This is a genomic window from Natronosalvus rutilus, assembly GCF_024204665.1.
Lineage (GTDB): Archaea > Halobacteriota > Halobacteria > Halobacteriales > Natrialbaceae > Natronosalvus > Natronosalvus rutilus.
The window spans coordinates 3745561-3759900 of record NZ_CP100355.1 but is presented as its reverse complement, the minus strand read 5'-3'; the positions used below and the strand labels follow the sequence as shown (position 1 = coordinate 3759900).

The window sequence follows — 14340 nt, the reverse complement described above, 5'->3', positions numbered from 1 at the left end:
CGATATGACTGGCATCTGTCTACAATTCTAAACGCGTTTTCCGTACGTACACCCGGAAACGGGGGAGATATCCTGCCCGGACCCTCATTCTTCACGAAAGTTTCTTGGTAATCTATAGCAAAGGCTTTAGGTTCGCTGGAGCAAAATTCCGCATACTGCTGGCCACCGAGGCCGCTTATCCACCATGAGCGACCATGAACTTATCTGGCGAATCGCAGGCGGTTCCGGAGACGGAATCGACTCGACGAGTCAGAACTTCGCGAAGGCCCTCATGCGGTCGGGCCTCGACGTATTTACCCACCGACACTATCCGTCTCGGATTCGCGGTGGCCACACCTACGTCGAGATCCGCGCGGCGGGGCACAAGGTACAGTCTCGGGGGGACGGGTACAACTTCCTCCTCGCACTCGGTGACTCCTTCGCCCGGAACCCGAAGGAAGGCGCCTACTACGGCAACGAGGAGATCAAACCCCTCTCGGAGAACTTAGACGAGCTCAACGAGGGCGGAATCATCGTCTACGACTCGGGGCTGCTCTCCGAGGACGATGTCGAGTCCCTGAACCTCGAGGAGCGCGCCGAGGAGAACGACTGGCACGTCTTCGACATCGACCTGCGCTCGATGGCCAAAGAGCACGGCCGCGAGGTCATGCGCAACACCGCGGGTGTCGGCGTCACGGCGGCGCTCCTGGAGATGGACCTCGAGCACATCGAGGACCTGATGCGCGACGCCATGCCCGAGAAGATCCTCGAGCCGAACCTCGAGATCCTCCACGACGCCTACGACATGGTCACGGAGGAGTACGACTTCGAGCACGACCTCCGCATCCCGGAGGGCGACCACGAGGACGAGCAGGCGCTGCTCTCGGGCTCGAACGCCATCGCCTACGGTGCCATCGACTCCGGCTGCCGGTTCATCGCCGGCTACCCGATGACGCCGTGGACGGACGTCTTCACCATCATGTCCCAGAACCTGCCCGACATGGGCGGGATCTCCGAGCAGGTCGAAGACGAGATCGCGGCCGCGGCACTCGCCGTGGGCGCGAGCCACGCCGGCGTGAAGGCCATGTCCGGCTCTTCCGGCGGCGGCTTCGCCCTGATGAGCGAACCCCTCGGCCTCGCGGAGATGACCGAGACGCCGATCGTACTGCTCGAGTCGATGCGGGCCGGCCCCTCGACGGGGATGCCCACCAAACCCGAGCAGGGCGACCTCGAGTTCACGCTCTATACGAGCCAGGGTGACTCCGCACGCGTCGTCTTCGCGCCCGCTAACATCGAGGAGGCTTACGAGCAGACGCGCCTGGCGTTCCACATCGCCTACGAGTACCAGATTCCGACGATCATCATCTACGACCAGAAGCTGAGCGGGGAGAACGAGAACGTCCCCGTCAGCTTCCTGGACCGCGAGCCCGACCCATCGCTGGGCTCGACGCTCACCGAGGACGAACTCGAGGACCTCCCGCACGACGAGTCCGGGAAGTTCCACCGGTTCCAGCACGACGTCGAAAACGGCGTCAGCCCGCGCTCGTTGCCCGGCCAGAAGGGCGGGCGCTTCCTGGCGACCGGGAACGAGCACACGCCAGCCGGCCACATCTCGGAGGACCCCGACAACCGCGTCTTCCAGATGGACCGCCGGCTCGAGAAGCTCGAGGCCATCCGCACCGAACTCGACGAGGAACACGACTCGAACCAGACCTACGCGGGCGACGAGTCGGCCGACTTCGGCATCATCACCTGGGGATCGGCCCAGGGCGCCGTCCTCGAGGCGACCGAGCGCCTGAACGACCAGGGCCACTCGGTCAAGGCCGTCGGCGTCTCCGACATGATGCCGTTCCCCGAGGCCGAACTCACCGAGTTCATCGAGAGCGTCGACCAGGCGATGGTCGTCGAGATGAACGCCACGGCCCAGTTCCGCGGCCTGATCCAGAAGGAACTCGGCCGCTACGGCGAGAAGCTGACCAGCCTGCTCAAGTACAACGGCAACCCGTTCGAACCCGCCGACGTCGTCGAGGGCTACGAGCTCAACGTCGACGGCTCGGACGCGGAGCCGGACGCGCAGGTTCGAATCGAACCCGCTGCAGGTGACTGACTATGAGTGCATTCAACGCAATCGGCGACGAACGCGAGATCGACCGTGACGAGTTCACGCCCGGTCTCGAGCCCCAGCCGACCTGGTGTCCAGGATGTGGCGACTTCGGCGTCCTCAAGGCGCTGAAGCAGGCCCTCCCGGAAGTCGGACTCACCCCGGAGGAAGTCCTGACCGTCACCGGCATCGGCTGCTCGGGCAAGCTGAACAGCTACCTCGACACCTACGGGTTCCACACGATCCACGGCCGCTCGCTGCCGGTCGCCCGTGCGGCGAAACTGGCCAACGACGGCCTGACCGTGGTCGCCGCGGGCGGTGACGGCGACGGCTACGGCATCGGTGGCAACCACTTCATGCACACGGCTCGAGAGAACCACGACATGACCTACATCGTGTTCAACAACGAGGTCTTCGGCCTGACGAAGGGCCAGACCTCGCCGACGAGCCCGAAGGGCCACACGTCGAAGACGACGCCTCACGGCAACGCGAAGTCCCCGATCCGGCCGCTCTCGCTGGCGCTGACCTCGGGTGCGACCTACATCGCCCGAACGGCGGCGGTCAACCCGAACCAGGCCAAAGAGATTATCAAAGAAGCCATCGAGCACGACGGCTTCGCGCACATCGACTTCCTGACCCAGTGTCCGACCTGGAACAAGGACGCCCGACAGTACGTCCCGTACGTCGACGTCCAGGAGTCCGACGATTACGACTTCGACATCCACGACCGCAAGGAGGCCCAGGAGATGATGTTCGAAACCGAGAACGCGCTCTACGAGGGAACCGTCCTCACCGGCCGGTACTTTGTCGACGAGCGTCCGTCCTACCAGCAACAGAAGAAGGAACTGGGCGAGATGCCCGAGGAACCGCTCGCGGAGCGGTACTTCGACGACGACGCCGAGTGGGAGCGTAGCTACGACCTGCTCGAGCGCCACAAGTAACCTCGCGTTCGAATTCGATCCCGGTTCGCTTTTCGAACCCGTTTTCGACGATCGTGCTCGAGGCCCGATTCTCGAGAGCAGTTGCTCGAGTCACAGCGCGTACTCATGCTCCCGAGCCCACGTTCACGACACGCACCCGCGAAGAGACGCGTTCCTCCCGCTCGCCGTGCTTAAATTAATTTCAGGGAACGCCTTTAGGACTCCTCGTCCATCGTTCTCGTATGTCATCCGACACCGAATCGGGATTCGTCGAGGCGCTCTCTCTCGAGGACCTCCGAACGAGCGGTCGCGAACTGCTCTCGAAGAACGGCACGGCCATCGCCCTCTTTTACCACGAGGGCGAGGTCCGGGCGGTCGACAATCGCTGTCCGCACATGGGCTTTCCCCTCTCGGAGGGAACCGTCGACGACGGCATCCTGACCTGCCACTGGCACCACGCCCGGTTCGAGCTCTCTTGCGGGGACACGTTCGATCCGTGGGCCGACGACGTCCAAACGTACCCGACCGAGGTCCGCGACGGCATCGTCTACGTCGACCCGAATCCCCCGCTCGAAACTTCGCCGGCCGAACACTGGGCCGACAGGCTGGAGACGGGTCTCGAGGAGAACCTGCGCCTGGTGACCGCCAAGTCGACTATCGGCCTGCTGGACGCGGGGGTCGACTACGCCGAACCGATGGCGACGACGCTCGAGTTCGCCACCCGCTACCGGGACATGGGCTGGTCCTCTGGCGCGACCATTCTCGGCTGCATGGCGAACGTGATGGACGACCTCGCACCCGAGGACCGAAAGCGGGCGCTCTACACCGGCGTTCGCCACGTCGCGAGCGACTGTGCGGGCGAACCACCGAAGTTCGACCAGCCCTCGTTCTCGACGGGCGAGGTATCTCTCGAGCGCCTCAAAGACTGGTTCCGCGAGTGCGTCGAGGTCCGGGACGCCGATGGCGCCGAGCGCTGTCTGCGGACGGCCGTCGCGGCCGGCCACGCCGAAGCCGAGGTCGCGGAGATCGTCTTCGCCGCGGTGACCGATCACCCCTACCTCACGACAGGCCACGTGCTGGACTTCGCCAACACGGCCTTCGAGTCCCTCGAGCACGTTGGCTGGGACCTCGCGGGGGACGTCCTCGCGTCGCTGGTCGAGCCGTTGGTGACCGCCAGCCGAAGCGATGAATCGTCGTCGTGGCGACAGCCAGTCGACCTCGTGGCCCTGCTGGAAGAGGTCTACGGCGGCGACGTGAGCGAGACGAGCGGGCTCGAGGCGCTGGCTGCGGAGGGAGCGGAGGCTCGCGAGGCGGGCGAGTGGGAAGCGCCAGCCAATCTCCAGACGACGCTGCTCGGCGACGATCCCGAAGCCATCGTCGACGCGCTGGCCGAGGCGGTCGCCGACGGCGCGACGACCGAGGACCTCGCGGCGGTCGTCACCCAGGCGGCCACGACGCGGGTCGCCCAGTTCGGCGTCGCCAACGAGTTCTCCGACTGGAACACGGTCCACCACACGTTCACCTACGCCAACGCAGTTCACCAGACGACCCGCCGAACCGACGCCGTCGAACTGTACCGCGGCGTGTTCGACGCGGCAATGAGCGTCTACCTCGACCGGTTCCTCAACACGCCGCCCGCGCCGGTGCCGGAGCCGGGGAACAACGAGAGCGGACGAGAGCCGGACGCGATCCTCGAGGCGCTCCTCGAAACGTTCGACCGCGAGGGCGAGGTCAACGAGGCGGGCCGACTCGTTGCCGAGTTCTTCGACTGCGGCGGCGACCCCGACGACCTGAAGGAGACACTCGGCCGCGGGCTCCTCCGAGAGGACGCCGGCTTCCACACGCTCCAGAACGTCGAGGCGGCGTTCCAACAGTTCGACCTGCTCGCGGGGGAGGGAGCGGCCGATGCAGGGGCCGGCGACCCATCCGTCGACGAGCGTACGCGACGGATGCCCCTGCTCGCGACGGCGCGGTACATGGGCGCCCACTTCCCGACGAACCGCGAGGCCGAACAGACGTTCCGAATCGCCTCGCGGCTGAATCGTGGGGAGGCGATCCACGAGGCCTAAGATCGACTCGAGGCCGGACCTGTCCCTGATCCCGACGCTCGCACGGGAACGCAGAGATCGACCCCCTTTTGGTCCCCACGCCCCTCTCTCGGGGCGTGGAGTGTCACGTCTACTACGAGGGCGACGACGACCCGAAGAAGTGTACGGCCCGGCGCCTTGAGCGCTTCGACCGGGCGATCCTCCATCGCTCGATGCGGGCCGTCCCCTACGGCGTCGTGCTCAACCCCCACGCCGAGCGGGCGCTTTCACCGACAGACGCCGACGACGCCCTCGACACGCTCGTGGCGCTCGACTGCTCCTGGGAGTCCGCTGAGCAGGCCGCGTTCTCGATGTCGGGCGTCCACCGGGCACTTCCCTTCCTGGTCGCCGCCAATCCCGTCAACTACGGCCGGCCGTTCCGGCTGACGACCGTGGAGGCGCTCGCCGCGGCGCTCCGCATCTTCGGTCACGCCGAGGCCGCCGCCGACCTCCTCGAGCCGTTTCGCTGGGGTGAGACGTTCCTGACGCTCAACGAGGAGCCGCTGCGGCGGTACGCCGGGTGTGCGGACTCGAGCGAGGTGGTCGCCGTACAGGACGAGTATCTGGCGGACGAGGACACGTGAGTCGATTTCTATCCCGAATCCGTCAGCTCTCGCTCGAGCCTCGACGCCCGACGGGCACCAGCAACAGGACGCCGACCCCGCAGAGAACCAGCGGCGGGATGGCGACGATGCCGAACGCGATACTGTCCTGGCTGGCGAGCAGCGCGCCGACGCCGAGCCCCGAGAGGAGGAAGCCGACGCCCATCGCCTGGAGGCTCCGGTGGACCAGCGTCGCTCGCATCGAAGTCGCCCTGTCGTCGCTCACGTCCGGCGAAACGGCCGAACCGGTTGTAAGCGCACCGTTCGACGGCTCGAACTCCGTGGTCGTGGTGCCAAAAATGGATCACAGCCGTTATATGGCCCTCCGGCTAACGACCGGTATGGCCAGTTTCGACGCCGCGGAAAAACGGACGCTCGAGAAGATGATCTGTATGCGCTGTAACGCCCGCAACTCCCAGCGAGCGACGCGCTGTCGTAAGTGCGGCTACAAGAACCTCCGCCCTAAGGCGAAGGAAGCCCGCGCGGCCTGATCGACTCGGTCCCGTTTCTCTCCACTCGAGGCCGTTCGTATCACGATAGCGACGGCAGAATCTCTTCAATCTCGGTGCAGTGCCGACGCAGCGACTCCACTTCGTCCCGAGCCCACTTCGCCCTTCCAGTCCACCAGGCGGGCCTGTAGTCTGCCCTTCCCCGTTGAGCGAACGCGACGCGTTCGCGATGCTCGGAAACGCGCGCGTTTCCGTCGGGCAACTCTCGCATCGCTCGAGCCGCACCCTCGGCCGTGACGTGCTGGTCGTTTTTTACGTCGTGAAACGAGAAACGAACATCGACTGAGGGAGCACCGGCGTTACTACTCGTCGGGATATTTCGGCTCTCGCTTCTCCGCTCGCTCGAGCGCCGTCTCGATTACGTCTTTGACGTCGCCGTGGAACACCTCGCCGTGCCCCGCATAGAGGTGCTCGACGCCCTCAGGAAGCCGATCGAGCAGGTGCTGGAGGCTTTCGATGAGCGTCTCCCGGGACTGTCCTGGCATGTCGGTCCGTCCGAAACTGCCGTAGTCGAACGCGCCGTCGTCGTGGACGATGACGTCGCCGCTGAACAGGGTCGTCGCCGAGACCAGCGAGACGTGGTCGTCGGCGTGGCCCGGCGTGTACACCACTTCGAAGTCCTCGTCGCCGATCCGAACCGTCTCGCCGGCCTCGAGCGCCTCGGTCCGGAGCGGGTGATCCGCGTAGGCGTAGACCGCCGGGTCGAACGCGTCGACGACGGCCTCGATTTCGGCCACGTGGTCGCCGTGCTGGTGGGTCAGGACGACGGCCTCGAGGTCGTCGGTGTGTTCGCGGATCACGTCGACGACGCCGTCCATCGCGCCCGCATCGACGAGCGTGGTCCGCCCACCGGTGACCAGGAACGCGTTGCAGGTGAACGTGTCGGCCTCCTCCGTGACGTGGTGTACCTCCATATCCATACGAACGACTCCATGCCGACGGACAAAAACGCTGGCCTCGAAGCGACTCGTCAGTCGAGCGTCGACAATCCGTTGCCTGGCGAGAGGGCTGCCGACTCGAGCAGGAGCGATGGGACCGTCGGTATCGTTCGATACGCTCGAAATGGGTTCTCATCGCCACTATCTGCTCTCGTGACCGATCAACTGCTGATTGATTAGGTCGGTCGCTTAAGTACTACCGCCCCCCACGTGATGATATGACAACGGTTCGATTCGAGAATGGCAGGGACACGATACGAAACTGGGACGACGTATTCGAAGCCCTCTCGGCCGAACCGCGACGTCGGCTCGTCGTCTCGCTCATGGATGCCCCACGAGACGAGACGATTCCGCTCCCGGAGCGAGCGATCAATCCGGACGCCCCTGCCGACCCCGACGTGCTCCGGACGGAGCTCTTCCACCGTCATCTGCCACTCCTTTCCGATCTGGGGTTCGTCGAGTGGGAGCCGGACCCGTTCGTCGCCTCCCGCGGTCCGCGGTTCGAGGAGGTGGCCGCGGTATTCGAGGCGCTCCACTCCCACGCCGCCGAACTCCCCGAGTCGCTGGTCCTGGGCTGTCGTCGACTGGAGCGGGAACGGGAACGAGAGATGTCGGTCAGCGACTGACGCGCTCGGATCGCCGAACGTACCGTTCTGGTGCCAGTATCCTTATTTGGCTTCGGCCTGTAGTTTACTCCATATGGGGTTCGGAAGCTACGACGAGTCCGAACAACGAGACGTCGAAGCGGATTTTGACGAGGACGGCGCGGTGGAATCGGACGAAACCAACCACCAGGGGAGTATCGAGTTCGAAAACGGCGCCTCGAGCGAGGAACTGCTCGACCGGCTCAAGGACATCAAAGACTGTAACTAGCGCGTCAGTTCACAGGACGGGACCGCGATGAATCTGAAACCCGGGACGCGAGCGCTCGGTGTCGCCGAGTCGTACCGACCCGGGGCCGACGAGAGCACGCTCGCCGGGGCAGTCGTCCGCGCCGACCGCGTGCTCGACGGCGCGATTTTCGACCGGTGTACCGTCGGCGGCCTCGACGCGACCGAGGCGATCGTCTCGCTCGTCACCGGTCTCGAGCGCCCTGACGTTCGCACCTGTTTCGTCGGCGCGGTCGCTCCCGCCTGGTACAACCTGCTCGACCTCGAGGCAATCCACGACCGGACGGGCGTTCCCGTCGTCGCGGTCACCTTCGAGGAGAGCGAAGGCCTCGAGTCGGGGCTCCGCGAGGCGTTTTCCGGCGAGGCGCTCAAGACGCGCCTCGAGCGGTATTGGTCGCTCCCGCCGAGGCGATCGGTTCGTCTCGAGAGCGAGAAGGGTTCGGACGAGACAGGTTCGAACAGGGTGGAGACCGTCTACGTTCGCGTAGTCGGCCTCAAGGCAGACCAGGCTGCGTCGCTCGTCCAGGTGTTCACGCCGGAAGGTGGCCGCCCGGAGCCGATTCGCGTCGCACGAACGCTGGCGCGAGCGGGCGATGCGTCCCTTCACGACCGGGGCGGTCACGAGTAGTCGTCGATCACCATTTGTCCGTCGTGCGTCGTGTATAGACGCCGTCGTGTAGAAACGACTTTACCTCCTTCGGGCAATTTTCCCACCATGCAACTCGGCACCGGGCTGTTCACGTGCCAGCAGCGGCCGGACGACGACCGCTCGATGAGCGAGCTCTACGACGAGATCCTCGAGCTTGGCCGGGCCATCGACGACGCCGGCCTCGACAGCGCGTGGGTCTCGGAACACCACTTCGCCGAGGACGGCTACCTCTCGGCGACGATGCCTACCCTGGGTGCGCTCGCCGCCGCGACCGAGGACGTCGAGATCGGAACCTGCATCGCCCTCGCGCCGCTCTACGACGGCGTGCGCCTCGCGGAAGACGCCGCGACCGTCGACCTGCTCTCGGGCGGGCAGATGACCCTCGGACTCGCCATCGGCTCCAATCCCCGGGAGTTCGACGCCTTCGGCGTCCCCCGCGAGGAACGGGTCGAGCGCCTGGCCGACCAGGTCGACCTGTGTCGGGCCGCCTGGTCCGAAGGCCCGCTCGAGTACGACGCGCAATTTCACGACGTCTCCCCCGACGTGACCGTCACGCCGAAACCGGACGGCGACGTGCCGATCATGCTCGGCGGAAAGGCCAAGCCGGCCGTCAGGCGGGCCGCGCGCACCGCCGACGCCTGGTGTGCGCCCTCGTCGCTCTCGCTTCGGGGCCTCGAGAAGCGCGTCGAGGACATTCGAAACGTACGCGAGGAGGAAGGCTTAGACGACGACTTCGGCATCTACGTCATCAAGCACGGCTTCGTCGGCGATTCCCGCGAGGAGGCCTGGGAGACCATGCGAGACGGCTACCTCTACATCCAGCGACGCTACGCCGAGATTTTCTCGGGCGAACCCGTCGAGGAACTCCCCGCAGAGCGCAAGCAAGAACTGAAGGAGCAGGCGATTTTCGGCACGCCCGAGCAGGTCACCGAGGAACTCGAGACCCATCGGGAGGTACTGGGCGACGACGTCCACGTGATTTTCCGGACGTACCACCCGGGCACCGACACCGAGGCCATGCGCGAGTGCATCTATCGGCTGGGCGAGGAAGTCGCGCCCGAACTCCGCTGACGCCTTTCTGGACGCTTCTGGCGCGGTTTCTGTAGATCCTGATCGTGTTCCTTGCGGTAACTGTTTCTCGCGGTCACTGTTCCTCGGTATTCCTCGGATCTGTGAGTGGCTGACTCGAGCGTCTAGAAATCCGGAAGGTCCTCCGGGGGCTCGTACTCGGCTTCCCAGTCTATGTAGTCGTCCTTGAGGATCTCACAGACCAGTTGCCCGAACTCCGTGAGTTCGGCGTTGATCGAGGAGACGGTCCCCCAGGAGTCGAGTTCCGGGTGATACTCCTGCTCCTGCCAGTCCTCGGGAATGCCCGGCGCGTGGTAGCCGACGCGATCGGCGAAGTCGTCCCAGAAGAAGTCGAACTGTGAGAACAGGCCGAGGTCGGTCGCGATCTCGAACGCTCGTGGCTCGAGGTCGGCGTCTTCGCGCCAGGCGTCGAAAGCCTCCTCCCAGGCGCCCTCCTCGAGGAACGTCTGGAGTTCCTCGCGGCGGTAGTCGATGTCGTCGGGTTCGCCGACGACGGTCGCGTCCTCGTACTCGTTGGGGTCGACGTAGGTGAGTTCGGGCGGATTCGGGGGCTCGACCTCGAGTGTCATGTTCGGTGGTACGGCCGGGGCGTGAATAAGGATTGGTACGTCCGTCTCACGCCGATCAACTCAAATACCGCGATCCGAAGGCTCAACACCATCGCGTGCCAGGTGCCGGCCATGACGCGCTACGAGGCGGTGATCCTCGACGTCGACGGAACCCTCGTCCGCGGCGACCGACTGCTGCCGGGCGCTGCCACGGGCATCCGAGCGATCGACGACGCCGGCTGCGACCGCCTGCTGTTCTCGAACAACCCGACCCGCGGGGCGGCCCACTACGAGGAGCGACTGTCGGCGCACGACCTCGCCGTCGACCCGCGTCGCGTGCTCACGTCCGGGACCGTCGCCGCCGAGTTCCTCGCGGACACGCACCCGGAAGCGTCCGTATTCGTCGTCGGGGAGTCGCGACTCGAGGCCCTGCTCGAGGCGGCCTCGCTCGCCGTGACCGACGACCCGCGGGAGGCGGCCGTCGTCCTCGGCTCGATCGACCGCGACCTTACCTACGACGACCTCGGCCGCGCGCTGACGGCACTCGAGTGCGCCGACGCGTTCTACGGGACGGACCCGGACGTGACGATTCCGACAGACGGGGGGATGGTTCCCGGATCCGGAACGATCATCGCCGCGATGGAAGCGGTTGCGGAGCGTGAGGTCGACGGCATCCTCGGCAAGCCCTCGAAAACCGCGGCCGATGCCGCGTTCGAGCGCCTGGGCCTCGAGGGGGGCCCGGAGCGAACCCTCGTCGTCGGCGACCGGTTGAATACGGACATCGAACTCGGCGCACGGGCCGGCACGGACACCGCGCTCGTGACGACTGGCGTGGCGAGTCGCGCCGATGTTGCGGCCGCCGACCTCGAGCCGACGTACGTCCTCGATTCGCTGGCCGAACTCGAGGACGTGCTCGGCTGACCCGGACCGTGCTATCGCCCCACAAACCTGCCATAGTTTCTTGAGCCGACCGGCACAGTCACACCTATGGACGATCAGGAGTTCGTCACGCCACCGCCACTCGAGCGAGGCAGTCAGATTGCGGTCGCCGCCCCGGCGTCGAATCCCGCACTCGAGGTGCCTCACGTCTACGAACTGGGACTTGAGCGCCTGCGAACCGTCTTCGACCTCGAACCGGTCGAGTACCCGACCACGGAGATGGGCCGGGAGGAACTATACGAAAACCCCAAAGCGCGAGCGAGAGACGTGATGGACGCCTTCGCGGATCCCGACATCGACGGGGTGATCGCCGTCATCGGCGGCAACGATCAGATTCGAATGCTCTCTCACCTCGACCCGGACGTCCTCCGCGAGAACCCCACGCGGTTCTACGGCTACAGCGACAACACCAACCTCGCGACGTACCTGTGGAACCTCGGAATCGTCTCGTTTTACGGTCCCGCCGTGATGGTCGAACTGGCGATGGACGGCGAGATGTTCGATCACACCGTCGCGTACGCCGAGCGAGCGTTCTTCGAGGACTCGATCGGGGCGCTCGAGCCGGCCCAGCGGTTCACCGACCAGCCCGGCAACTGGGCCGATCCCGAGGCCCTCGAGACGCCCCGGGACACCGAGGTCAGTCCCGGCTGGCACTGGTCGGGCGGGACCGACGCCGTCTCCGGACGGGTCTGGGGCGGCTGTCTCGAGATCATCGACCAGCAGTTCCTCGCGGACCGGTATTTGCCCGAGGACGACGCCTTCGAGGGGACGGTACTCGCCCTCGAGACCTCCGAGGAAGTCCCCGACCCCGACTGGGTCGCCGGCGTGCTGCGCGCATTGGGTGAACGCGGTCTGCTCAAGCGGTTCTCGGGGGTCCTCGTCGGTCGACCGGCGACGCGGTCCCACCGGCAGGATCGGCCGGCGGAGTGGCGCGAAACCTACCGGGAGCAACAGCGCGAGGTCGTCGCGGACGTCCTCGCGGAGTACAACCCCGACGTGCCGGTGGTGCAGGGACTCGAGTTCGGGCACGCGTGGCCGACCGTTCCCATCCCGATCGGCGGACAGGTCGAGATCGATCCCGCCGAAAAGGCGATTCGGTTTCCGTAGGCTCGAGACGGGGGCGGGGAGGGAGGCGAACTCGAGTTCGACGAATCGTCCTAGACCGTCAGGGCCACCGAAGTTCCCCGACACCGAACGGCTCCAGTCGAGGGAGCCCCGCCGCGATTCGCCGCCTCGAGCACGACCGGGTTGGCTCGAGGGCCTCCGGCAGGGGATCGCACATGGCTTCCGGCGCCGGATCCGTCGCCTCCTCGGCGAGCATCCGGACGGCGGCGGTCGTCACGATCGGCGTCTCGAGTGCCCGTTCTTGCATCCATGCCGAGACGAGGTGTGCCCGGACCGGCGCGGGGACGACGATGGGGTTCCGCCCGATCGCGTCGCCCACTTGCTTCACGAGTTCCGCGACCGTCAGTTCCTCTGGACCCGTGACGGCGACCGTCGTCTCCGAGAGCCGATCCTCGACGGTCGAGGCCACCAACACGTCGACGAGGTCCTCGATCGCCACGGGACGAATCCGGCGCTCGCCGAGCCCGACCCGCGGAAACACCGGAACGGTCGCGAGCGAGCGGGCGATTCCCCACAGCATCCGATCCCCCGGCCCGTAGACCACGCCGGGTTTGACGACCGTGTGCTCGAGTCCCGACCGGCGGACGATCCGTTCGGCTTTCCACTTCGATTCGTGGTACGCCCACCCGCAGTCCGGACGTGCGCGCAGGTAGCTCGTGAGGAGGAGTTTCGAGACGCCCGCGTCGGCCGCCGCCTCGACGACGGCTCTCGTCCCGTCGACGTGGACGGTTTCGTACGTCTGTGTCTCGCGCTCGTAGTTGATCCCCGCGAGATGTGCCACGACGTTGCAGTCGACGAACGCCTCGCGTAGCGCCCGCCGGTCGGTCACGGCGGCTGGGACGAATTCGACGTTTTCACGCTCGAGCAGGTCGGCGTTGCGCTCGTTGATCCCTCGAGCGATCAGTACGAGGTCGTGCCCGTCGTCGCCGAGACGCCGGGCCAGGTGCGACCCCACGAACCCGGTGCCACCCGTGATCGCGATTCTCATCGTCGGGGCTGACGGTGCTCGACGGGTTAGTAGCGTCGGTCGTGGTCCGTCGGTGGGGCGCCGGGGTGGTCCGATACTGGCCCTCCCAACGTGGACGCTGCTCGTGTCACCGTGCGCTCAGCGATCGCCAGTATCGTACTCGAGCGCCTCCTGATGCAACTGCTCGCCGCGCTCGGACTCGATCGTCAGGTCCGGAACCAGCGTCGGCTTGCCGTCGTCGTCGACGGCGACGAACGTGAAGACCGACTCGGTCGTCTTCTCCCGTTCGCCCGTCCGGAGGTCCTCGCGGTAGGTCCGGAGTCGCGTCTTTATGCTCGTCCGACCGGACTCGAAGACGTACGCCGAGATGAACGCCACGTCGCCGACCTGGATCGGTCGCTCGAAGTTCATCCGGTCGACGCGGGCCGTGACGCAGGTCTCGCCCGAAAACCGCATCGCCGACATCGCCCCGATCTCGTCCATCCAGAGCATGACGTTCCCCCCGTGGGCCGTCTCGAGGTTGTTCGAGTGATTCGGCTGGACCATCTCGCGGTTTTCGATCAGCGTCTCGAGGAGCGCGGTCATCGCTGCTGGCTTCTCCGCCCGGGAATCAGTCTCTTTCGGATCGGTCTCGATCACCCACGCCTCGAGCACCAGCACTTATGACGGTCGCGTACGGACTCGAGACGAACGCACAGATGCGCGCTCGAGACAGCGGTAGAGGTAGAAATAGAGACAGATACAGAACCCTACGCCGATGGCTTGGGGTTCCCGGACAGTTACTCGTCGGCGGCCTCGTTCTCGCCGCCGCGCTCGGCCTCGCGTGGCTCGCCGCGCGGTCGATCGACGGCCTGACGTTCCGTCTGGCAGGGGTCGCCGTGCTCGGCCTCGTCCTCCCGGCGTTGCTCCTCGAGGTGGCCGCGCTGACCGGTACTCGTCGACGACGGTGATCAGGAACAGTCGCGTCTGGAACCGGCATCGTTCGCGTTCTGTTCGA

At 66.0% G+C, this 14340-nt stretch carries 17 protein-coding genes; 12 read left to right on the top strand and 5 right to left on the bottom strand.

The genetic code is table 11. The annotated features are described in order from the left end of the window. Positions 1-184: 184 nt before the first annotated feature. The 4 genes from NGM29_RS18325 to NGM29_RS18310 all read left to right on the top strand — a co-directional run bounded on the left by NGM29_RS18325 (position 185) and on the right by NGM29_RS18310 (position 5671). A complete protein-coding gene (locus NGM29_RS18325) occupies positions 185-2086 on the top strand; it encodes a 2-oxoacid:acceptor oxidoreductase subunit alpha (protein ID WP_254158217.1) in 1902 nt (633 codons plus the stop codon). A 2-nt stretch (positions 2087-2088) separates the two neighbouring features. After that, entirely contained in the window at positions 2089-3021 is a 933-nt protein-coding gene (locus NGM29_RS18320; RefSeq protein WP_254158216.1) for a thiamine pyrophosphate-dependent enzyme, read from the top strand. A 221-nt stretch (positions 3022-3242) separates the two neighbouring features. Next, entirely contained in the window at positions 3243-5069 is a 1827-nt protein-coding gene (locus NGM29_RS18315) for a Rieske (2Fe-2S) protein (protein ID WP_254158215.1), read from the top strand. Positions 5070-5164: 95 nt separating this feature from the next. Next, the gene (locus NGM29_RS18310; RefSeq protein ID WP_254158214.1) at positions 5165-5671 is read left to right on the top strand and encodes a DUF367 family protein; all 507 of its coding nucleotides are present in this window, start codon (positions 5165-5167) and stop codon (positions 5669-5671) included. Between the two features lie 22 nt (positions 5672-5693). Here NGM29_RS18310 and NGM29_RS18305 read toward each other — a convergent pair whose 3' ends face one another. Next, a complete protein-coding gene (locus tag NGM29_RS18305) occupies positions 5694-5915 on the bottom strand; it encodes a hypothetical protein (RefSeq protein WP_254158213.1) in 222 nt (73 codons plus the stop codon). Between the two features lie 115 nt (positions 5916-6030). On the opposite strand from NGM29_RS18305, the gene NGM29_RS18300 reads away from it, so the two are divergent. Next, positions 6031-6180, top strand: a complete 150-nt coding sequence (locus NGM29_RS18300; RefSeq protein ID WP_253429994.1) for a 50S ribosomal protein L40e — start codon at positions 6031-6033, stop codon at positions 6178-6180. A 320-nt stretch (positions 6181-6500) separates the two neighbouring features. Here NGM29_RS18300 and NGM29_RS18295 read toward each other — a convergent pair whose 3' ends face one another. Further along, complete coding sequence (locus NGM29_RS18295) at positions 6501-7112, bottom strand: MBL fold metallo-hydrolase (protein WP_254160644.1); 612 nt, start codon at positions 7110-7112, stop codon at positions 6501-6503. Positions 7113-7354: 242 nt separating this feature from the next. Here NGM29_RS18295 and NGM29_RS18290 point away from each other — a divergent pair, with 242 nt between their 5' ends. From NGM29_RS18290 to NGM29_RS18275, 4 genes are all read left to right on the top strand, one after another. After that, on the top strand, positions 7355-7762 hold the full coding sequence (locus NGM29_RS18290) for a hypothetical protein (protein ID WP_254158212.1): 408 nt from the start codon (positions 7355-7357) through the stop codon (positions 7760-7762). A 73-nt stretch (positions 7763-7835) separates the two neighbouring features. Next, positions 7836-8009 (top strand): DUF5786 family protein, encoded by a 174-nt coding sequence (locus NGM29_RS18285; RefSeq protein ID WP_254158211.1) that lies wholly within the window; start codon positions 7836-7838, stop codon positions 8007-8009. A 33-nt stretch (positions 8010-8042) separates the two neighbouring features. Beyond that, on the top strand, positions 8043-8654 hold the full coding sequence (locus NGM29_RS18280; RefSeq protein ID WP_254160642.1) for an endonuclease dU: 612 nt from the start codon (positions 8043-8045) through the stop codon (positions 8652-8654). Between the two features lie 87 nt (positions 8655-8741). Next, the gene (locus tag NGM29_RS18275; protein WP_254158210.1) at positions 8742-9746 is read left to right on the top strand and encodes an LLM class flavin-dependent oxidoreductase; all 1005 of its coding nucleotides are present in this window, start codon (positions 8742-8744) and stop codon (positions 9744-9746) included. Positions 9747-9868: 122 nt separating this feature from the next. Here NGM29_RS18275 and NGM29_RS18270 read toward each other — a convergent pair whose 3' ends face one another. Continuing rightward, complete coding sequence (locus NGM29_RS18270; protein WP_254158209.1) at positions 9869-10333, bottom strand: DUF7992 family protein; 465 nt, start codon at positions 10331-10333, stop codon at positions 9869-9871. Positions 10334-10444: 111 nt separating this feature from the next. On the opposite strand from NGM29_RS18270, the gene NGM29_RS18265 reads away from it, so the two are divergent. Then, positions 10445-11233 carry an HAD-IIA family hydrolase gene (locus NGM29_RS18265; protein ID WP_254158208.1) on the top strand — a complete coding sequence of 263 codons (789 nt, stop codon included), beginning with the start codon at positions 10445-10447 and terminating at the stop codon, positions 11231-11233. A 66-nt stretch (positions 11234-11299) separates the two neighbouring features. Further along, on the top strand, positions 11300-12358 hold the full coding sequence (locus tag NGM29_RS18260) for a S66 family peptidase (protein ID WP_254158207.1): 1059 nt from the start codon (positions 11300-11302) through the stop codon (positions 12356-12358). A gap of 58 nt (positions 12359-12416) precedes the next feature. Here the strand turns inward: NGM29_RS18260 and NGM29_RS18255 are convergent, their stop codons facing one another. Together NGM29_RS18255 and NGM29_RS18250 are read right to left on the bottom strand one after the other, a co-directional pair. Beyond that, entirely contained in the window at positions 12417-13364 is a 948-nt protein-coding gene (locus tag NGM29_RS18255) for an NAD-dependent epimerase/dehydratase family protein (RefSeq protein WP_254158206.1), read from the bottom strand. Positions 13365-13481: 117 nt separating this feature from the next. Next, the gene (locus NGM29_RS18250; protein WP_254160640.1) at positions 13482-13928 is read right to left on the bottom strand and encodes an acyl-CoA thioesterase; all 447 of its coding nucleotides are present in this window, start codon (positions 13926-13928) and stop codon (positions 13482-13484) included. A 77-nt stretch (positions 13929-14005) separates the two neighbouring features. Between NGM29_RS18250 and NGM29_RS18245 the strand changes: the two genes are divergently transcribed. Next, entirely contained in the window at positions 14006-14293 is a 288-nt protein-coding gene (locus tag NGM29_RS18245; protein ID WP_254158205.1) for a hypothetical protein, read from the top strand. The last annotated feature ends 47 nt before the right edge of the window (positions 14294-14340 follow it).